Raw genomic sequence first — 19,520 nt, forward strand, 5'->3', positions numbered from 1 at the left:
GCGGGACAGCGCCCCCCTCTGTCCTGCCGGACATCTCCCCCACAAGGGGGGAGATCAGATGTCGCCAATCGCTTTCGCCAATCGCCGACGTTGCAGGAAGCGCGCCGGCGCCCGAACTGCCAATCTCCCCCCTCGTGGGGGAGATGCCCGGCAGGGCAGAGGGGGGCGCGAAGGATCGCAAGCTGAGCAGGTCAGCGCTAGCGTGAGCGAATAAACCCCGCGAAACCTTCCACCGCATCGCGCATCGCCTGCCGGTTCGCATCCTCGTCCAGGATCACCTCCATCTCCGCAGCCTTCTTACCCAGCAGCGCGATCTCCACCGTTTCCTCGTAGAGCGCGAACGACATGGTGCGCATGATCTCGGCAAGTGCGGCGCGCGCATAGAGCGACCGCGCCGAGGCGTGCACCAGCATGGCCGGCTTGCCGACGGCGGCATCGCGCGACACCAGCCAGTCGAGCGCGTTCTTCATGCCGCCGGGAACGCCATGCGCATATTCCGGGCAGGAGACGATGACGCCATCGGCCTGGGTGACGGCCTCGATCAGGAACTGGGCTTCCGCCGGCGTGCGCTCGCCCTCGTCATCCGGGTTGAAGATCGGCAGCCGGCCGAGGCCGCCATAGACGGTGACGCGGCAGATCTCGGGCGCGCCGGCGGCCAAAGCCGCGAGCAGCGCCGAATTGGTCGAGGCGGCGCGCAGGCTGCCGGAGATGGCGAGGATGTGTAGCAAGGGAAGGGCCGAACGAATTTGAGTCGTCCGGAAAAGCTACCACAAGGTCTTCTGGTAATCCTCGTCCAGTTCGCGGTCGATCTCGCCGGCGCTTTCGGCCAGCGCCAGCTGGTCGCGGATGATCTGGCCGAGCGTCGGCAGCGTTGCTCGGTCGTACCAGGTTTCCGGCTTCCACAGGTCTGAGCGCATGAAGGCCTTGGCGCAGTGCATATAGGCGGCCTTGACCGCCACCACGATGACGCTGAGCGGCTCCTTGCCGTCGACAGCCAGGCGTTCGCGTAACACCGGGTCGACCGTGATGCGCGCGTCGCCGTTGACGCGCAGCGTCTCGTTCATGCCCGGAATGAGGAACAGCAGCCCGACCGACGGGTTGCGCAGGATGTTTTCCAGCGTGTCCAGCCGGTTGTTGCCGGGGCGGTCGGGAATGGCGATGGTATTGTTGTCGAGGATACAAGCGAAGCCCGGGCGGTCGCCTTTCGGGGTCACGTCGGCGTTGCCGACGCCATCGGAGGAGCCGATCAGCACGAACGGGCTTTTGCCGATGAAGGACCGGCAATGGCCGTCGAGGAAGTTGAGTTCCTTGCGGATCGAGCCGTCGGTCGGCCGGGGCGTCTTGTAGATCGTCCTCAGCTCGTCATGCGTGGCGAGGAATTCCATGCGTCCCCCTGACTGCCCCATACAGATAGAGCATGATGTCGTCCGAAAACCGCCTTACGCCTTTCGGCATCATGCTCTATTTGCCGGCCTGTTCTTCCTTGGCCGTCTTGTCCTCGAGCGAGTGGCGCATGATCAGCGGCATCTGACTGAAGGTGAACAGCAGCGTGATCGGGATCGTGCCCCAGACCTTGAAATATAGCCAGGTCGCTTCCGAGAAGTTGCGCCACATGACTTCGTTGAGCACGGCCAGGAACAGGAAGAACAGCCCCCAGCGGAAGCTCAGCTTGCGCCAGCCCTCGGCATCGAGCTGGAAGGCGGAATCGAAGACGTAGCCGAGCAGCGACCGGCCGAAGGCGAGCCCGCCGAGCAGCGTGACGCCAAACAGCGAATTGATGATGGTCGGCTTCATGAAGGCGAAGGTCTTGTCCTGCAGATAAAGCGCCAGCGCGCCGAAGCCGAACACGACGACAGCCGAGACCAGCGGCATCAGCGGCAGGCTGCGCATCAGCAGCCAGGAGACGCTGAGCGAAAGCGCGGTCGCGACCATGAAGAAGGCGGTGGCGATCAGGATCGGCTCGCCGAGATGGGTGAGCACCGGGAACTTCTCGGCCAGCCACTCGCCGCGGATGGTGGCGAAGAAGAACACCAGGCCGGGTCCGAGCTCGAGCAGGAACTTCACACCGGGATTGATCGGCTTGCGGCGTGGGTCTGACGGGTCGCGTTCGAGGATGTTCATAAAAGTCCTTCTTGCGCATGATCTGGCCAAAATGCAGGCCGTTTCAAGAGATCATGCCTTGTTTCAGGCCACGCCGGCGATTGCCCTGGCGAATTCGCTCGCCGAAAACGGTTCGAGGTCGTCGACCTGCTCGCCGACGCCGATGAAATAGACCGGCAGTTTGTGCTTGGCCGCGATCGCCACCAGAATACCGCCGCGCGCCGTGCCGTCCAGCTTGGTCATCACCAGCCCGTTGACGCCGGCCACATTGCGGAAGATCTCGACCTGGTTCAGCGCATTCTGCCCAGTGGTGGCGTCGACCGTCTGCAGCACGGTGTGCGGCGCTTCCGGGTCGAGCTTGCCCAGCACACGCACGATCTTTTCCAGCTCCGCCATCAGCTCGGTCTTGTTCTGCAGGCGCCCGGCGGTGTCGATGATCAGCACGTCGGAGCCGGCTTCTTTTGCCCGTTCGAACGCGTCATAGGCAAGACCGGCGGCATCGGCGCCGATCTTGGAGGCGATAACGGGCGATTTGGTGCGCTCGCCCCAGATCTTGAGCTGTTCGATCGCGGCGGCGCGGAACGTGTCGCCGGCCGCCAGCATCACCTTGAGCCCGCCATCGGTGAGCTTGGCCGCCAATTTGCCGATGGTGGTGGTCTTGCCGGTGCCGTTGACGCCGACCACCAGGATGACGTGCGGCTTGTGGCTGAGGTCGAGCTCCAGCGGTTTTGCCACCGGGGTCAGCACCTTCTCCACCTCCGCCGCCATCACGGCGCGAACCTCGGCATCCGAGACATCCTTGCCATAGCGGCTGGAAGCCAGCGAATCCGTGACGCGCAGCGCCGTCTCGACGCCGAGATCGGCGCGGATCAGCACGTCTTCCAGGTCCTGCAGCGTCTCTTCGTCCAGCTTGCGCTTGGTGAAGACGCCGGCGATGTTGCCGCTGAGCTCGCGCGAGGAGCGCGCAAGCCCGTCGCGCATGCGCTGGAACCAGGAGCGCCGAACCACTGCTTCCGGCGTTTTGACCGGCTCAGCCTTCTGCTCGACTTTTTTGGCCACCGTCACTTTGCCGGCAGAGGAGGGCGGCTCAGGTGAAGGAGGCGCGGGCGCGGGAACTTCTACCTTCTCCCCGTCACTATACGGGGAGAAGGTGCCGGCAGGCGGATGAGGGGCAGCGCCGACCTCTGAGGTTGGCTCAACAGAAGGGGGCGCGACAGGCGGAACCTCGATCGGCGCCGGCGTCTCGGCGGGAACCTCGCTCGGCGACGCCGGCACTTCGACAGGCGCCGGCTCAGGCTGCGGCTCAGGCCGCGAAGGCTCGATTTCCGGCTGGGACGGCGCGGGTGCAGGCACCTCCTGCGGCGCGGGCTCCGGCTCCGGAGCAGGTTGCGGTTCAGGCTCGGGTTCTGGCTCCGGCACTTCCTCGGGCGCCGGCGGTTCCGGCGTCACGGGCGCGGGTTGCGGCTCTTCTTCAGGCGCGGGCGCTGGCAACGGTTCCGGCTCGGCGGGAACGATCGGCTCCGGCGCTGGCGGAATGGTCGGCTTCGGCTCCTCTGGGGCAGGGGCGATCTCGACGGCAGGTTCGAGCGCCCGCGCGGCCTCTGCCACAGCCTGCTGCTCGTCGCGCGCCGGAACGCCCGTGGCCGCCTCGGCAGCGTCCGGCTTCAGCGCCTCCAGCGCATCCCATTTGATCGGCGGCAGCGGCGCGGTCTCGTCGACGCGCTCCTCGACGACCTCTTTCTTGCCGAACGAAAATATCTTCTTGAAAAAACCAGCCATGCTCTCTGCTGTCTCAGGCGGCTTGCGCGGCGAAAGGCGCCGCCATCAGCCGGGCGCCGTCATGGCCGGTGATCACGGCGTCGACGATCTCGCCCGGTTGTCCCGCGGCCAGCGCGGCCACCGTAAACCCTTCGGTGCGGCCAAGCCCGTCACGCTCGATCAGGATCGATTGCCGGGTTCCGGCAAGCGAGGTCAGGTGACGGCGATAGGCGGCTTCACCGGCGGCGCGCAGCCTGGCGGCGCGCTGCTTGACCACCTCGCGGCGAACCTGCGGCATGCGCGCGGCGGGTGTGCCTTCGCGCGGGCTGAACGGGAAGACGTGGAGATGCGTCAGCCCGCATTCCTCGACGATCTTCTCGGAGTTCTCGAACATCGCATCGGTCTCGGTCGGGAAGCCGGCGATGATGTCGGCGCCGAAGACGATGCCAGGGCGCAGCTTGCGCACATCCTCGCAGAAGCGGATCGACTGGTCTCTGCTGTGCCGGCGCTTCATGCGCTTCAGGATCATGTCGTCACCCGACTGCAGCGACAAATGCAGATGCGGCATCAGCCGGGGCTCGGTGGCAATCGAGTCGAGCAGATCGTCGTCGGCCTCGATGGAATCGATCGAGGACAGTCTGAGCCGCTTTACGTCGGGCACTTGTTTGAGAATGGTCTTCACCAGTTTGCCCAGTTTCGGCGCGCCCGGCAGGTCGGCGCCAAAGCTTGTCATGTCGACGCCGGAAAGCACGATCTCGGCATAGCCATTGCCGGCCAGCCGCTTGACCTGCTCGACCACGGCGCCCATCGGCACCGAGCGCGAATTGCCGCGTCCATAGGGGATGATGCAGAAGGTGCAGCGATGGTCGCAGCCATTTTGCACCTGCACAAAGGCGCGCGCCCGGCCTTCGATCGCGTCGACCATATGGCCCGCCGTCTCGCGCACCGAAAAGATGTCGTTGACGCGCGCCTTCTCGGTGTCGTTGACGCCGAAATCGGGCAGCGCGCGATAGGAATTGGCCTTGAGCTTCTCCTCATTGCCGAGCACGAGGTCGACCTCGTCCATGGCGACGAAATTCTGCGGCTCGGTCTGCGCCGCGCAGCCGGTGACGATGATGCGCGCCTCAGGGTTCTCGCGGCGCGCCTTGCGGATTGCCTGCTTGGCCTGGCGCACCGCTTCGGCCGTGACGGCGCAGGTGTTGAAGATGACGGCGCCGCCTTGCAGCGCGCCGAGCCCGGCGCTCTCGGCCTCGCGGCGCATCACTTCCGATTCATAGGTGTTGAGGCGGCAGCCGAAGGTGACGACGTCGATGCCCTTGCCGGTGGAGGCTTGGGCCGCGCCTTTTTCAAGGGCCGACATCAGGCAGCGCTTTCGGTGTCGCGGGCCCAGGCGCCGGTCGAGGGGTCGAAGCTGCCGGAAAATTCCCATTCGGCCGCACCGGTCAGGATGACGTGATCGTCGTCGCGCCATTCGACCTTGAGCTCGCCGCCGCCGGGCGTCATCAGCGAGACGTTGCGGCCGGTGCGCTTGGTCCGCGCCGCGGCAACCACCGCCGCGCAAGCCGCCGAGCCGCAGGCCTTGGTCAGGCCGGCGCCGCGCTCCCAGGTGCGGATGATCATCGTTGAAGGCGAGGTGACCTGGGCGATGGTGATGTTGGCGCGCTCGGGAAAGATCGGGTGGTTCTCGAGCAGCGGGCCGAAGCGGTCGAGCTCATAGGACCAGACGTCATCGTCGACCCAGAAGATCGCATGCGGATTGCCCATCGACAGAGCGGAGGGCGAATGCAGCACCGGCGCGTCGATCGGGCCGATCTGCAGTTCGATCATACGGGTATCGCGAAACTCTTCCGCCAGCGGGATGTCCTGCCAGCCGAAGCGGGGCGTGCCCATGTCGACCGAGATCAGGCCATCGGCATGTTCATGCGCGTTGAGAATGCCGGCGCGGGTCTCGAAGGTGAAGTCCTTCTGCCCGGTCTCGGAAGCCAGCGCCTGCACGACGCAGCGCATGCCGTTGCCGCAGGCCTGCGCGCCGGAGCCATCCGAATTCAGGATGTCGATATAATAGGCGGTACCGGGCGTCCGCGACTCGTGGATCGCCATGATCTGGTCGAACTTCGTCGCCGCGTCGGCATTGAGCGCGATCGCAGCGGGGGCCGTGACCTTGTCGGCGCGGCCGCGCATATCGGCAACGATGATCTCGTTGCCGATGCCGTTCATCTTGGCGAAGGGGACGCTGCCTGCCATCTAACCGGTCATTCCATTCCGTTTGGCGCTATATGGCGGAAACGAGCAGGAATTACCAGTCTGGCTAAGGGGGCGACGGCGCCTGCCACGACCAAAGTGATCGCGCCCAGGCGACGACCAAGTGGTCGCGCCCAGCGACGACCGAGTGGTCGCGCCTAAGTTACCGCAAAGACCCCGAGCACGATCAGCAGGAAGATGATGAGCACGATGCCGATCAGGACGCGCGCGCCGGTGGCGGCCGCGCCCGCCAGCGCCGGCATGCCGAGAAGGCTCGCCGCGGCAGCGACAATCAACAGGATGACGATCCATTTGATCATGGAAAAACCTCGCAAATCCACTTTGTTTGCAGTGGCTTAGGAAACGCGCTCGTTGCGCGCTGGTTCCGTCGCGAGGTCGATTCCCTGCCGACTCTATTGCGCGATCTCGAAGTCGGTCGTGAACGGCGCCGTCTTTTGCGAGTTCTCATCGTGCATGAGGAAGTCGGCGCGGTATTTGCCGGGCGGAACTCCATCCAGCGACACGTTGAGCTTGAAGAACATCTCGCGGTTGTGCGAGCGCGATGCGAGCTGGATGCGGCCGAGTTTCTCGAAAGTGCCGAGCTTTTCGCCGGCGTCGCTCAGCACGGTGAGGTCGACATAAAGCGCGATCTGGTTGTTGCCGAGCCCGTCGGAACCGTAGCCATAGCCGGCCGGCTCCATGTAGAGCACGATCTCCTCGCCGGGCTTGTAGATATGGTTCGGGCGCTCATTGTAGATGCCGAAGCCGCTGGCGGCGGTAATGTGCTTCACGTTCATCACTTCGAGCGGCATTGCCTTCCACAACGCCTCCTCGGCGTCGCGGAATTTCGTCAGCGCGCCCACGCCGTCATTTGACTGCAGCGCCTTCTCGGCTTCGGCGGCCTTGTCGGCGATTTCGCCTGCGTAAGCGGCAGTCGAGATCGAGATGATCAGCGCAGCCAGGCTCGCGGCAAGGGACTTCATAAGCTTTCCTCCAGAAGACGACACATCGGCATCGTCTTCGAAAAAGCCGGCCGGGTAAACCCGCTTGGATCGTTGCTAAAGCGTGTTCGGCACGTCCCACACTTCGCCAGGCCGCATGGCGCGAAAACACGTCTCGGGGAGGCCTTCGGCGGCGAGCGCCTCGGCCAGCTTCATAGCGGGCTCGTCGATCGGCTCGTCGGTGAGATGGAACGTGCCCCAATGGCAGCCGGCGGCATGCGCCGCGTTACACAGCGTCATGCCTTGCACGGCTTCTTCAGGGTTCTGATGCTGCGGCGCCATGAACCAGCGCGGCTCATAGGCGCCGATCGGCAGGATGGCGAGGCGGAAGCCGCCATGCTTGTCGGCCATCAGCCGGTAGTTGATGCCATCGTGGAAGCCGGTGTCGCCGGCGAAATAGACCTTGCTGTCAGCTGTTTCGATGACGAAGCCCGCCCACAGCGCCATGCGGCGGTCGCGTCCGCCGCGCGCCGACCAATGATGCGCCGGCTCGATATGGATGGCGGCGCCGCTGCCAACGTCGACCCGATCACCCCAATCATGCACCGACAGCCGCATGCCCGGCGCCGCGCGACCGATGATGGCGTCGTTGCCGAGCGGCGTGATCATCAGCGGATCGTGGCTCTCTTTCAGCCGCTTCAGCGTCGCGAGATCGAGATGGTCGTAGTGGTTGTGGCTGACCAGCACGATATCGATCGGCGGCAAGTCCCCAAAGGCGATCCCCGGTGCATTGACCCGCTTCGGCCCGGCAAAGCTGAAGGGCGAGGTACGCTCAGACCACACCGGATCGGTCAGGATGTTCAGCCCGGCGGTCTGGATGAGCAGCGAGGCATGGCCGACCATGGTGAGCCGCAGCGCGTCGCCTTCGACGCGGCCGTCCGGCTTCGCCGGCGGGTAGGGGCTCGGCCAGGCGGCCGGCCATTTCGCCCTGTTGCCGCTGAACTGCCATCGCAGGAGATCGATGAAACGCCCCGGCGGCTTGCCGCCGGGGTTGAAGAAAAGGCTGCCGTCGAAATGGTCGCTCGCCGGGCCGCCGTAATAGCGGTTGGCGCCTTTTGGTCCTGCGGCCATTTTTTCTCCCGGCAGCTTCTGTCGCTCCGGCGATATATGCGGATGCGGTCGGGCCAACGCCAGCCCGATCTGTCTCAGGCTGGATCGGTGGCCGGCTTCACCGTCCCCGTCGCGTGCCAGCGGATGAACTCCACTTCTTTCCCCGTAACCTCCCGCACCGTACGCAGCAGCCTCTCATGCAATGCCTGCATCGAGCGATAGTGGTCGCATTGCGGCGATATCAGTGGACTGACGATACTGCGATGCATCCCTTCCGCCGCTTGCAGAAACCGCTCCAAATCCGGGCCCGATAAGTGTTTGGGCCTGTTGCGCCTAACCATTGCGATCTCCATTTTCTGAAATCGCCCCATCCAAGGATAATATTCCTATATTCTAATCAAAGCGCAAGGCCTATCCGCCTGGCGCAAGCAATTTGCTGGCGAATGCCAAGGGCGAAGCCCGGTTTCGGCCTAGAAATCGGCGAGGGGAGCATTCCATTATGGCGATGAAGCGAACCAAGACACCCTGGATGAAGGCCGAGGATTTCGGCCGCTCGCTGCCGCTTGGGGTCGGCGTCAACCTTCTCGTCACCGACATGGCGGCGATGGAGGCTTTTTGCCGCGACGTGCTTGGCGCTCACATTATCTATGCCGACGAGGATTTCGCCGCCATCGAGCTGCTGGGCTCGATATTCATGCTGCATGCCGACCATTCCTATCTCGACAACCCGCTGACCGGCATCGTCAACGGCGCCGAGGCGCGCGGCGCCGGAATCGAGCTCAGACTCTACGGCGCCGACCCGGATCAAATCGAGAAAAAGGCGGCAAGCGCCGGCCACGTCGTGCTTGCAGGCGCGATCGACAAGCCGCACGGCCTGCGCGAATGCTACATTGTCGGCCCGGATGGCTATGTTTTCGTGCCGAGCACCCGGATTTAATATTGGTATTTCAAGCCTTTAGGCGGCGTTTTTGCGCCGCCGCTCCGGTGCGACCCGATTGCTGCGACAAATTTACAACAGCGGCTTCGAAAACCCTATTTTAACCATATCAGGTTGAAATTCTGCCACCTTCGCCGTCTTGGTGAGGGCGAAGATTACGCGGATGGGCTCCCCCCGGCCGGATCCGACGGAGGTTTGAATGAATTTTTCCATGACCCGCCCCTTTTCGCGGAGCACCCTGTTGGCCGTATCGCTGGCCGCGCTTGTTGCCAGCGGTTGCACGACCTCGCGCTTTTCGTCGATGGACGACCAGCAGCCGGCGCCGCTTAACCCCGCTCCGGCCGGCACGGTGACGCAGAATCAGCTGCCGCCGCCGGCATCGCCCGGCACCACCGATCCGTCGCAATTCCCGACCGCGCCGAAGAACACGCAGGTGGCCTCGCTGCCGGCCGATGGCACGGCGCCCGCCGGCGCCACCGATCTCACCGCGGCCAGCGTCGCCGGCGTGTGGAGCGTCAATGTCGCCGGACAGAGCTGCAAGGTGGCGACGCCGCAGACCAAGTTCGGCGCCGGCTACCGCGCCGGTCCGCTGCACTGCCCGGCGCCGATGGACGGCATCAAGTCGTGGAACGTCGCCGGCAAGCAGCTGACCCTCTACGATGAGAATGGCGGCACGCTGGCCAAGCTCTATTCCTCGGGCGGCGAAAAGTTCGACGGCCAGACTTCCAACGGCCAGCCGATCTCGCTTACAAGGTAAGCAGGGTATGCCGATATTCGGGTGGGTCGGCCTGACCTGAATATCGACCCGCCCTGGCCCTCCTCGAGCGTTCCGCTCAAAAGCAAATGACCGGACCTATGCATCTGCGTGACGGCCTCCAGACCCATGCGACCGTCAGGCAGCGTTACGACCATCTGGTTCAAAGCGCCGCCGTCGAGCGCGATCCGGCGCAGGAACGCATCGTTGCCGCGCTCGACCGGCTGACCGAGGAGATCGCCTCCAAGAGGCTGGCGCAAAAATCGAGCGCGCTGGGCTGGCTGTTCGCGGCCAAGCGGCCGTCGCGCGAGCCGGTCAAGGGCCTCTACATCCATGGCGGCGTCGGTCGCGGCAAGACCATGCTGATGGACTTCTTCTTCGAGCTGTTGCCGGTCAGGCGCAAGCGCCGCGTCCATTTCAACGACTTCATGGCCGATGTGCAGGACCGTATCCAGAAGCACCGGCAGGCGCGCAAGGACGGCACCGCCAAGGAAGACGATCCGATCCCGCCGGTGGCCCGCGCCTTGGCCGAGGAAGCCTGGGTGCTGTGCTTCGACGAGTTTTCCGTCACCGACATCGCCGACGCGATGATCCTGTCGCGGCTGTTCTCGGCGCTGTTTGCCGCAGGCGTCGTGCTGGTCGCCACGTCCAACGTCGCGCCCGAAAACCTCTATCGCGACGGGCTGAACCGCCAGCTCTTCCTGCCCTTCATCTCACTGCTCGAGCGCAATGCGCAGGTGATGACGCTCGATGCGCAAAAGGACTACCGCCAGGACAAGCTCAACCGCCAGCCGGTCTATGTCACGCCGGACGACGCCGCGGCCGATCACGCGCTGGACGAGGCCTGGAAGGCGATGACGCATGGCAGACCGGCAAGTGAGGTGACGCTGACGCTGAAAGGCCGCCATCTCGTCGTGCCACGCGCCGCCGGTGACGCCGCGCGGTTCACCTTCGCCGATCTCTGCGAAAAGCCGCTCGGCGCGCGCGACTATCTGGCGATCGCCGGCCGTTTCTCCACCGTCTTCATCGACCATGTGCCGGTGCTGGGCGAAGGCAAGCGCAACGAAGCCAAACGCTTCATCCTGCTGATCGACACGCTCTACGACCACCACATGCGCCTGGTGGTGAGCGCGGCGGCACCGCCTGAAGGACTCTACACCGCCAAGCGCGGCAACGAGGTTTTTGAGTTTGAGCGCACCGCTTCGCGCCTGGTCGAAATGCAAAGCCGCGACTGGCTGGACGACTGGGCTGAACGGCAAAAGGGCGAGGGGACGGTCGAGAAGATGCGGCAGGCGTGAGCTTGCCCTGGAGCCGGCCGTCATCTCGTCTCCATCGACGCTTGCTACAATTTGAATTATTCTGCCCCCAACCTCGCGGCGACCGCTAAAAACATTTCGCTAGGGATTTGCCTTTATCGTGAGGGGTCTGTGTAGGATTTCCACGGCGCCGATCGTCCTTGCGGATGAAGCGCTGCAAAGAGCATGATCCCGAAAAGTGGGAACCGGTTTTCGGGTAAGATCATGCTCCAACAAAGATGCAAGTGCGTGGCCGCGTAGGAGTTCATCATGGCGCCCAGGGCAAGTTGGAAGGGTTATCTCAAGCTCAGCCTCGTCAGCTGTCCGGTCCGGCTTTATCCGGCCACCAGCGCGAGCGAGCGTATTTCGTTCAACCAGCTGCACAAGAAGACCCACAACCGCATCAATATGAAGCCGGTCGACCCAGAGCTCGGCCTGGTCGAGCGCGCGGACCTGGTCAAGGGCTATGAGTACGAGGACAAGCAGTACATCATCATCGATGATAGCGACCTCGACGCGGTGCGCATTGAATCCAACCACACGATGAACATCGAGGCCTTCGTCGACGAGAGCGAGGTCGACGTCATCTACCAGGACGCGCCCTATTACATGGCGCCCGACGGCGCGATGGCCGAGGAGACCTTCGCGGTGTTGCGCGAGGCGATGCGCAAATCCGGCAAGGTCGCCATCGCGCGTCTGGTGCTGTCCAGCCGCGAGCGCATCGTGACGATCGGCGCGCGCGAGAACGGCATGTTCGTCTGCACCTTGAGGAATCCCAACGAAGTGCGCGGCACGGCTGAATATTTCGGCAACATCCCGGCCGGCAAGCCGGATGCCGAAATGCTGCAGCTGGCCGAGGCGCTGATCAAGCAGAAGGAAACCCACTTCGATCCGAAGAATTACGAGGATCGCTACGAAGTGGCGTTGATGGCGATGATCCGCGAGAAGCTCAAGGGCCACAAGCCGATCATCGCGGCGGCACCGGAGCGCGGCAATGTCATCAACCTGATGGATGCGCTGAAGGCGAGCCTGTCGCAGCAGGCCAAGCCCCCGGCGAAGTCGAAGAGCAAGGCCGAGGAAGCGCCCGCCAAGCCAGCCAAGAAGGCGGCTGCCGGCGGCGCGCCGGAGAATCCGCTGAAGGCGAACCTGCTCAAGGCGGTCGGCAAGAGCAAGAAGTGACAGGTAGCAAGTGACGGGAAGTACCGGGCCAGTCATCGTCCCCGGCGCCGTTTATGGCGTCGTCGGCGCGCTGGCCGCCTTTCCGCTGCGGCTCGCCGCGCGCGAGGTCGAGCGCCGCCATGCCGAGCTCAGGCGCGGCGTCACGCGGCGCACCTCGCATGTCGTGTTCGGCCGCGCGCTGCTTGCCAAGTCGGCGCTTTCGAAAACCGGCGACGCCGAGATCGAGCGCCGCGCAAAGGCCGAGCGTGAAGCGGGCCGAACGCTCAGCAGCGAGAACGGTTTCCTGCGCCTGCTCGGCCTGATGAAGGCGCCCGACGCGTCCTCGCTGTCCCGGCAATCGCTGATCGACCAGTCGCGGCTCGCCGGCGCCGATCTCGACCTGTTGTCGCTGTTCGACGCCTTCGAGCATGACGGCGAGCCCTATTCGTTCCGCGACCTGATCCTGGCCAGGAAATATGCCGGGCTGATCGCCAGTGGCGCCTCCTGGGGCGCCATCGCGCGCTCCGTGCACCGCTCAGGCCCGGTCGCTTCGCTCACCGCCAAGTCGCTCAATCTCGGCTCCCAGCACGGCCGCCCGGACGTCATCTATCTCGACGATGGGACAAGTGAACTCGACGGCCAGTTGCTGTTCGATCTCGGTTCACCGGAAGACGACACGCTGGAGGAGCTTTTCGCGGAAGCCGAAAGCGCGGAAGAGGAGGGGCGTCACGAGGAAGCCGCCGCCGTTTACCAGCGCTGCCTGGCGATCGACCCGAAGGACGCCATCGCCGCCTTCAACCGCGCCAACTGCCTCCGCGGATCCGGCCGCGTGGCGGAAGCCGCACACGACTATGCGCGCGCCATAAAACTCGATCCGGGCTTCGTCGAAGCCTGGTTCAACCTCGCCGGCCTGATGAGCGACGAGGGCAAGGCGGCCTCGGCACGCAGGCACCTGCAAAAGGCGATCGCGCTCGACAAAGCCTATGCCGACCCGGTGTTCAACCTGGCCCGGCTGGAATTCGACGCCGGAAACCTCAACGAAGCCCGCCGCCTGTGGGCGCGCTATTTGGAACTGGATGCGGAGTCCGAATGGGCGCGGCTGGCGCAAAAGGGGATACAGTTCGTCGATCTGCACATGGCGCGCACGGCGGGGTGAGCGCCTTTTCCTTCTCCCCTTGTGGGAGAAGGTGGATCGGCGCGCAGCGCCGAGACGGATGAGGGGTGAGTGAAGGAATGAGGCGCTGGTGATCTTGTCGCGTGCCGGTACATCAATGGGCGTGTCCGCCAAGCTGGAGCACCCCTCATCCGTTCGAGCTTCGCTCGGCCACCTTCTGCCACAAGGGGAGAAGGGGAGGTTAGAGCACCCATGACTAGCTTCCTCTTCGACGGCGACGACACCGCCCCCGTCACCATCCTGCTTGCCCACGGCGCCGGCGCGTCGATGGATTCGCCATCGATGACCGCCACCGCCAAGGCGCTCGCCGCTGCCGGCTTCCAGGTCGCGCGTTTCGAATTCCACTACATGGCCGCGCGCCGCTACGGCCAGCGCAAGCCGCCGCCGCGTGCCGAGACGGTGAGCCCGGAATATGTCAAAGCGATCGCCGATCTGCGCGCCAAAGGCGTGACCGGCAAGCTCGTCATCGGCGGCAAGTCGATGGGCGGGCGCGTCGCCTCGATGGTCGCCGACGAGATGTTCGCCAAGGGCGAGATTATTGGCCTCGTCTGCCTCGGCTATCCGTTCCATCCGCCGGCCAAGCCCGAGCAATTGCGCACGAAGCACCTCATCGACCTCAAGACGCCGACGCTGATTTTTCAAGGCACGCGCGACGAATTCGGCACGAAGGAAGAGGTCGCGACCTACGGGCTTTCTCCCGCTATCGAGGTGGTCTGGCTTGAGGACGGCGATCACGATTTGAAGCCGCGCAAGGCGATCTCGGGCTTTTCGACAGCGGATCATCTGAAAATCGTGGCGGAGACGATAAAGGCGCGGATGGCGCAGCCTTAGCCTGCGAGGTCGGCGCCGCCCCTCATCTGGCTGCCGCCATCTTCTCCCCGTAAACGGGGCTAAGGGGCTGTCGTCGCCGCCTTCGCCAATGGCCAGCGTTCCAGGAAAAGCGGTGAGGTTGCTGCCGGATCCTCTTCTCCCCGTTTACGGGGAGAAGGTGCCGGCAGGCGGATGAGGGGCAGCGCCGACGCTGAAAATGGTGGCCAGGGCCTGCCGTCCGCCCCTTGCGAGAGGTCTCAGCTTCTTGTTCTGATGAACCGATGAAACTCGCCACCTTCAACATAAACAACATCAACAGCCGGCTGGAAAACCTGCTCGCCTGGCTCGCCGCCGCCAGGCCAGACGTCGTCTGCCTGCAGGAGCTGAAATCGCGCGACACGCAGTTCCCGCTGACCGCGCTCGCCAAGGCTGGTTATGGCGCGGTGTGGAAGGGCGAGCCGACCTGGAACGGGGTCGCCATCCTGGCAAAGGGCGCCGAGCCGGTGCTGACGCGCGATGCGCTGCCCGGCGACGACGCCGACCGCCAGGCGCGCTACATCGAGGCTGCCGTCGATGGCGTCATCATCGCCTGTCTCTACGCGCCCAACGGCAACCCGCAACCGGGGCCGAAATTCGACTACAAGCTCGCCTGGCACGAGCGCTTCGCCGCGCACGCGGCCGAGCTTCTCGACACCGGCCTGCCGGTGGCGCTGGCCGGCGACTTCAACATCGTGCCCGAGCCGCGCGACATCTACCAGACCCGCTCTTATGACGACAACGCGCTGGTGCAGCCTGAGAGCCGCGCCGCCTTCGCCGCATTGATCGAGCAGGGTTGGACGGACGCGCTACGCAAAGTCTTTCCGAAGGAGGAGCGGCTTTACACCTTCTGGGATTATCGCCGCAACCGCTGGCCGCGCGACGCCGGCCTCAGGCTCGACCACGTCCTGTTGTCGAAGAAGCTGGCGCGCAAGCTGAAGGCGGCCGGGATAGACCGCGAGGTTCGGGGAGGGGAAAACCCCAGCGACCACGCGCCGGTCTGGGTGGAGCTGGCGACCTGATTTCAACGCCCAAATTCACGAACGTCGGCGATCCTTCGCGCCCCCCTCTGTCCGGCAGGACAGAGGGGGGCGCTGTCCCGCCAGCATCTCAATTTGGGCTTTCTTGCAGAGACATGACTTGCAGCGAGGAAGTCTGACGCTAGTCTGCGGAGAAAGTCAGAGGGGGCGGCTTAATGGTGTCGAGCGAGTATCTCCGGCCTTCGCCGCCCCACCATGGCTGACGCCCTCGTCCTCCTCATCGCGATCCTCGTCCTCGCCGGCGCTGCTGCCCTCATCGCCCTTGCGCTCATCCGGCGCCGCAAACGCCGCAAGGCGCGCGGCAATCCGAATCCCGCTGGGGATTACCCGCCCCGCACCAACTGGAGCCCGATCTCCGGAAAGCTCAACTTCTCGTCCTTCGTCTTCATGGATGTCGATGGCGATGGAGCCTACGGCCCGGCCGATCGGCCGATCGCCGGCATCGTGGTGCGGCTCTATGACGAGCGCGGCGCCTTCCTCGCCGCGGCGCGCAGCAATGCCGCCGGCTTCGCCAATTTCCCGATGTCGGTCGAACGGCGCAGCGCCGCGATCCGCGCGCCCGGCGCCTATCGTTTCTCGGTCTCGGTGCCGCCGGGATGGCGCGCCAGCGGCGGCAATGACAACCAGTCGATACACCTGGCGGAAGCGTCCGCATCCCTGACCGGTCTCGCCGGCGAAGGCCTGCCGAGTCCGGTTGGCCTGGCGCCCGGGCGGACGGTGAGCGGCAGGACGGAGGTCGGGGCCACGCTGTCGACGATGCACGCAGGCCAATTGCTCGACAGCCGCATCTTGCCCCCCGACGCTGCCTTTCGCCTGCCGCTCGCGGCCGCTGCCGACGAAATCGTCATTGCCGGCGGCGGGCTCGACCGGCGGCTCAAGCTCCCAGCCTATCCGGTCGATCTCGGTCGCATCAGGCCTGGCGCGCTGGCGCCGGAAGCAGCGCTCACGACCATCGGCTTCGACGACATAACCACGCGCGGCCTCGCCAAGGTGCCGTCCGGCCATGCCGGGCTCGACTGGCAAAACCTCAACGCCATGTCGCGCGACCACACCGCAAACAGCGAAGGCTATGCGAACGGCAACGTCTCGGGCGCCTACATCGCCTATACAAGCAGCGGTCATCCGGCGGAGTTCCGCCGCGCAGCGCCCTTCGGCTTTCATTCGGTGATGCTGAGCGCGGCCTGGCTGAGATCGGAAGGCGAGGTGGCTTTGATCGAAAGCTGGCTGGGCGACGAGCCGCTGGCCAAGGATGAGATCGTCCTGTCGGCGCTGGCGCCGGTGCACTATGCGCCGATGCTGAAGGCGGTGACGCGCGTGCGCATCTCCACGAAGCATCACTGGCAGGCCGTCCTCGACGATCTGGTGCTGGCGCTCTGAAGCAGTTCCAGCAAAGCGCTAACGACGCGACAACTCGCGGTAACCGTCCGTCCGCGATTGCGTGAAAACAAGCGATGCAGCGGCGTGTCGCTGAACCGTCCTACCGCGTAGCGATCAAGGAGCGTTGTTGCCTGCGGACGCGCCGTTGACGGTAGCCGTGACCGCCGAAAGCCTGTCTTTCTTGACCAGGGTTGGCTTCTCGTAGGACTTCTTCATCGCCCGCCTCTTCTTCATATGCGCTTGCCAGAGAACGCGCAGGTAAGACCAGATCAGATCTGGAGGTTGGAGCCATTGCCGTTGGCGGTGATCGCCGAGAGCTTGCCCTTCTTGGTCAGCGTCGGCTTTTGGTAGTTTTTCTTCATCACCGCTATCCCCGAATTTCCAGCGTCAAAGCCGGATCATGTGGGCGAATGGTATCAACGCGCGCCATACCCCGCAAGAACCACATCCTCAACGGGGATGCCGTCACGGTTGGCATTGAATCAGCCGCCGCCGAATTGGCAACTCAAAGCATTCAACCGGCCACGGCAAAACACCGGGCCGGCTGAAAATCAGTCACCATCAGGTGGAAGTTTTGTCCGGTCAGCCTGGGATCGGCGAAGCGACCGCCACGACCTCGGAAAGCTTGCCCTTGCGGACAAAAACCGGCTTTTCGTAGGTTTTCTTCATGCTTGGTCCTCCGTGAAAATTCATACTGGAAATGGGTAAAATTGCCGATTGGCTGACGCCGCAACGAGCGTTTAACCGCTCGCCCTACCGCAGCGATTGCTTGTCAGGCGGCGCCGTTGGCGATCACCGAACCGCCTGCCACGACCATGGAAAGCTTGCCTTTGCGGACAAAAACCGGCTTCTCGTAAATCTTCTTCATGCCCTTGCTCTCCTTAAAATCCCCACGGGATAATCTCATATTGATCGTTGCTGTCAACCAAGCCGGCTGAATAGGTCTGCTGTTCCCCGGGATAGGGTTCTTTGTTGAAGTTTTATCGTGCGGCTTGGCTGGCGCCGGCATCAGGATTGCCGCACCGTGCAGGCAAGCTCGCATTCGAGGCGGAAGACCTTGGCGCAAGACCACTTAAATTGTGTGATGTCTTGCATTTAACCCCTGCGGCAAGCTCGGCTAGAATGTTTGCGCGAGCGTGCAAGGCGCGGGGGAAGAGCGATGAAAAGATCGACCGACAGACTGCTGGCGCTGGCGATGCTGATCGTCGGCATCGCCTGCCTGGCCAAGCTCTATCTTGCGCTGGGCGACAGGCCCGCGCCGACGGCTCGGCCGGAAATATTCGGCGCGGCCGGCGTGCTGTCGATTCTGTCGGGGCTGCTCTTCCTCGCCGGCCTGCTGCCGGCGACGCCGTGGCATGATCCTTCGACACCGCTGTTCGGCCGCGACGCCGAGATCGCGCCGGCTGGCCGCCCAAAATTGCGGCGAATCGCATTCGCCCTGCCGCTCTTGGCCTCGATCGCCATCGTCGCCGATCAGGTCGGCCCGTGGCGGGCATCGCAGCCAGAGCCGGCAAAAGCGGTCGCCAGCGCGCCGCCGGCGCCCGTTGAGTTGAAGCCTGCGCCCGAGCCGATCGCCAAGCCTGCTGCGCCGGCGCCCTTGCAGGCTGCCAAACCTGCGCCACCGGCCGAGCCTGCGCCAGTGCCACCCGTGCAGCCCCTGCAACCGGCACCGACGGCCGCCGTGCCGGCCGAGCCCGTTCCGCCGCCGGCGCCGGCACAGCCTGCCCAGTCGACGCAGCAGACAGCGCTGGCCCCCGCCACGCCGCCGCAGACGCTGGCGCCGCCGCCACCGGCGCCGCCGGCACAGCCGACCCAGGCCGACGGTCACCGCGACGCCGTCGTCTGGCTGGCCGTCTCGGCCGACGGTCACGAGATCATGAGCGCCAGCACCGATCGCATGATCAAGCTTTGGGACATCGACGGCAAACGGCTGATCCGCAACCTTGGCGAGCACAAGGACATGGCCCGTGTGGGGCTGTTCATGCCCGGCGGCAAGACGGCGCTGACCGCCGGCGACGACGGCGAGATCGTGCTGCGCCAGCTCGCCGATGGCGCGGTGCTGCATATCTTTTCCTCAGGGGCGAACGGCGGCGTGCGCGACCTGGCGATCAGCCCCGACGGCAAGCGCGCCGTCAGCGGCCACGACACCGGCTCGGTCGTCGTCTGGGATCTGGAGAAAGGCCAGGTGTTGCATGTGCTGCCCGGCCATGACTGGTCGGTGAGCTCGGTCGCGGTCTCGCCCGACGGCACGCGCGCCATCTCGGGCAGCATCGACGGCGAATTGAAGCTCTGGGACATCGTCGCAGGCAAGCAACTGCGCAGCTGGCACGGCCATGATCGCGGCGCCTATGGCGCGGTCTTCCTGGCCGATGGCCGCCACGCGGTGACCGGCAGTGGCGATTACACGATAAAACTCTGGGACCTCGACAGCTTCAAGGAAGTGCGCCGCTTCGACGGCCATTCCGGCACCGTCTATGCGCTGGCGCTGTCGGCCGACGGCAAGCGCCTCGGCTCCGTCTCGCTCGACGGCACGGCGCGGATCTGGAACATGGACACGGGCGACCAGATCGCCGAATTCGATCCCGGCACCGGCCCGATCTATTCGGTCGCGTTTGCCGCCGACGGCACGCTCATCACCGGCGGCATCGACCGCACCATCCGCGACTGGCCGGCGACGGGCGGGGAGGGCGTGGTGCTGTTCGCGGGCGCGCCGGAGTAAGGGCTGCGTTGGAGATTGGCGAAAACCTGCGTGACATCCAATCTCCCCCCTCGTGGGGGAGATGCCCGGC

23 protein-coding genes are annotated in these 19,520 nt (G+C 64.8%); 9 read left to right on the forward strand and 14 right to left on the reverse strand.

Going from position 1 to position 19,520, the window contains the following annotated elements:
• Positions 1 to 197 precede the first annotated feature (197 nt).
• The 10 genes from AB6802_RS08890 to AB6802_RS08935 all read right to left on the reverse strand — a co-directional run bounded on the left by AB6802_RS08890 (position 198) and on the right by AB6802_RS08935 (position 8,491).
• On the reverse strand, positions 198 to 728 hold the full coding sequence (locus AB6802_RS08890) for an NADPH-dependent FMN reductase (protein ID WP_371009688.1): 531 nt from the start codon (positions 726 to 728) through the stop codon (positions 198 to 200).
• 36 nt (positions 729 to 764) lie between these two features.
• On the reverse strand, positions 765 to 1,385 hold the full coding sequence (locus AB6802_RS08895) for a pyridoxamine 5'-phosphate oxidase family protein (protein WP_371009689.1): 621 nt from the start codon (positions 1,383 to 1,385) through the stop codon (positions 765 to 767).
• Between the two features lie 76 nt (positions 1,386 to 1,461).
• A complete protein-coding gene (locus AB6802_RS08900; RefSeq protein WP_371009690.1) occupies positions 1,462 to 2,121 on the reverse strand; it encodes a septation protein A in 660 nt (219 codons plus the stop codon).
• 63 nt (positions 2,122 to 2,184) lie between these two features.
• Complete coding sequence (gene ftsY / locus AB6802_RS08905; protein WP_371009691.1) at positions 2,185 to 3,879, reverse strand: signal recognition particle-docking protein FtsY; 1,695 nt, start codon at positions 3,877 to 3,879, stop codon at positions 2,185 to 2,187.
• Positions 3,880 to 3,892: 13 nt separating this feature from the next.
• Complete coding sequence (mtaB, locus tag AB6802_RS08910) at positions 3,893 to 5,218, reverse strand: tRNA (N(6)-L-threonylcarbamoyladenosine(37)-C(2))-methylthiotransferase MtaB (RefSeq protein WP_371009692.1); 1,326 nt, start codon at positions 5,216 to 5,218, stop codon at positions 3,893 to 3,895.
• Entirely contained in the window at positions 5,218 to 6,102 is an 885-nt protein-coding gene (gene dapF / locus AB6802_RS08915; protein WP_371009694.1) for a diaminopimelate epimerase, read from the reverse strand. Before dapF ends, mtaB begins: the two co-directional genes overlap by 1 nt.
• A gap of 155 nt (positions 6,103 to 6,257) precedes the next feature.
• Positions 6,258 to 6,419 (reverse strand): DUF1328 domain-containing protein, encoded by a 162-nt coding sequence (locus AB6802_RS08920; protein WP_371009696.1) that lies wholly within the window; start codon positions 6,417 to 6,419, stop codon positions 6,258 to 6,260.
• Between the two features lie 93 nt (positions 6,420 to 6,512).
• Positions 6,513 to 7,082, reverse strand: a complete 570-nt coding sequence (locus tag AB6802_RS08925; RefSeq protein ID WP_371009698.1) for a hypothetical protein — start codon at positions 7,080 to 7,082, stop codon at positions 6,513 to 6,515.
• Between the two features lie 75 nt (positions 7,083 to 7,157).
• Positions 7,158 to 8,171 carry an MBL fold metallo-hydrolase gene (locus AB6802_RS08930; protein ID WP_371009699.1) on the reverse strand — a complete coding sequence of 338 codons (1,014 nt, stop codon included), beginning with the start codon at positions 8,169 to 8,171 and terminating at the stop codon, positions 7,158 to 7,160.
• Positions 8,172 to 8,245: 74 nt separating this feature from the next.
• Positions 8,246 to 8,491, reverse strand: a complete 246-nt coding sequence (locus AB6802_RS08935; RefSeq protein ID WP_371009701.1) for a hypothetical protein — start codon at positions 8,489 to 8,491, stop codon at positions 8,246 to 8,248.
• 158 nt (positions 8,492 to 8,649) lie between these two features.
• Between AB6802_RS08935 and AB6802_RS08940 the strand changes: the two genes are divergently transcribed.
• Positions 8,650 to 9,087 (forward strand): VOC family protein, encoded by a 438-nt coding sequence (locus AB6802_RS08940; protein ID WP_371009702.1) that lies wholly within the window; start codon positions 8,650 to 8,652, stop codon positions 9,085 to 9,087.
• A gap of 72 nt (positions 9,088 to 9,159) precedes the next feature.
• On the opposite strand, the gene AB6802_RS08945 is transcribed toward AB6802_RS08940, so the two are convergent.
• Positions 9,160 to 9,300 (reverse strand): hypothetical protein, encoded by a 141-nt coding sequence (locus AB6802_RS08945; RefSeq protein ID WP_371009978.1) that lies wholly within the window; start codon positions 9,298 to 9,300, stop codon positions 9,160 to 9,162.
• On the opposite strand from AB6802_RS08945, the gene AB6802_RS08950 reads away from it, so the two are divergent.
• From AB6802_RS08950 to AB6802_RS08980, 7 genes are all read left to right on the forward strand, one after another.
• Positions 9,299 to 9,844 (forward strand): protease inhibitor Inh/omp19 family protein, encoded by a 546-nt coding sequence (locus AB6802_RS08950; protein WP_371009968.1) that lies wholly within the window; start codon positions 9,299 to 9,301, stop codon positions 9,842 to 9,844. The genes AB6802_RS08945 and AB6802_RS08950 overlap by 2 nt on opposite strands.
• A gap of 98 nt (positions 9,845 to 9,942) precedes the next feature.
• Positions 9,943 to 11,139, forward strand: a complete 1,197-nt coding sequence (gene zapE, locus AB6802_RS08955) for a cell division protein ZapE (protein WP_371009969.1) — start codon at positions 9,943 to 9,945, stop codon at positions 11,137 to 11,139.
• A 267-nt stretch (positions 11,140 to 11,406) separates the two neighbouring features.
• Positions 11,407 to 12,315 carry a Ku protein gene (locus AB6802_RS08960; protein ID WP_371009703.1) on the forward strand — a complete coding sequence of 303 codons (909 nt, stop codon included), beginning with the start codon at positions 11,407 to 11,409 and terminating at the stop codon, positions 12,313 to 12,315.
• A 10-nt stretch (positions 12,316 to 12,325) separates the two neighbouring features.
• Positions 12,326 to 13,450, forward strand: a complete 1,125-nt coding sequence (locus tag AB6802_RS08965; protein WP_371009704.1) for a tetratricopeptide repeat protein — start codon at positions 12,326 to 12,328, stop codon at positions 13,448 to 13,450.
• Between the two features lie 210 nt (positions 13,451 to 13,660).
• Positions 13,661 to 14,299, forward strand: coding sequence for an alpha/beta family hydrolase (locus AB6802_RS08970; RefSeq protein ID WP_371009706.1), 639 nt, complete (start codon positions 13,661 to 13,663; stop codon positions 14,297 to 14,299).
• A gap of 260 nt (positions 14,300 to 14,559) precedes the next feature.
• Positions 14,560 to 15,336, forward strand: coding sequence for an exodeoxyribonuclease III (xth, locus tag AB6802_RS08975; protein ID WP_371009707.1), 777 nt, complete (start codon positions 14,560 to 14,562; stop codon positions 15,334 to 15,336).
• A gap of 213 nt (positions 15,337 to 15,549) precedes the next feature.
• On the forward strand, positions 15,550 to 16,731 hold the full coding sequence (locus AB6802_RS08980) for a hypothetical protein (protein WP_371009708.1): 1,182 nt from the start codon (positions 15,550 to 15,552) through the stop codon (positions 16,729 to 16,731).
• Positions 16,732 to 16,845: 114 nt separating this feature from the next.
• Here the strand turns inward: AB6802_RS08980 and AB6802_RS08985 are convergent, their stop codons facing one another.
• The 3 genes from AB6802_RS08985 to AB6802_RS08995 all read right to left on the reverse strand — a co-directional run bounded on the left by AB6802_RS08985 (position 16,846) and on the right by AB6802_RS08995 (position 17,599).
• The gene (locus tag AB6802_RS08985; protein ID WP_371009709.1) at positions 16,846 to 16,947 is read right to left on the reverse strand and encodes a putative RiPP precursor; all 102 of its coding nucleotides are present in this window, start codon (positions 16,945 to 16,947) and stop codon (positions 16,846 to 16,848) included.
• 53 nt (positions 16,948 to 17,000) lie between these two features.
• Positions 17,001 to 17,093, reverse strand: a complete 93-nt coding sequence (locus tag AB6802_RS08990) for a lasso RiPP family leader peptide-containing protein (protein ID WP_371009711.1) — start codon at positions 17,091 to 17,093, stop codon at positions 17,001 to 17,003.
• Positions 17,094 to 17,503: 410 nt separating this feature from the next.
• On the reverse strand, positions 17,504 to 17,599 hold the full coding sequence (locus tag AB6802_RS08995; RefSeq protein WP_371009713.1) for a putative RiPP precursor: 96 nt from the start codon (positions 17,597 to 17,599) through the stop codon (positions 17,504 to 17,506).
• Positions 17,600 to 17,890: 291 nt separating this feature from the next.
• Between AB6802_RS08995 and AB6802_RS09000 the strand changes: the two genes are divergently transcribed.
• Positions 17,891 to 19,450, forward strand: a complete 1,560-nt coding sequence (locus AB6802_RS09000) for a WD40 repeat domain-containing protein (RefSeq protein ID WP_371009715.1) — start codon at positions 17,891 to 17,893, stop codon at positions 19,448 to 19,450.
• The last annotated feature ends 70 nt before the right edge of the window (positions 19,451 to 19,520 follow it).

The organism is Mesorhizobium sp. RCC_202 (genome assembly GCF_041355295.1).
Taxonomy (GTDB): Bacteria; Pseudomonadota; Alphaproteobacteria; order Rhizobiales; family Rhizobiaceae; genus Mesorhizobium.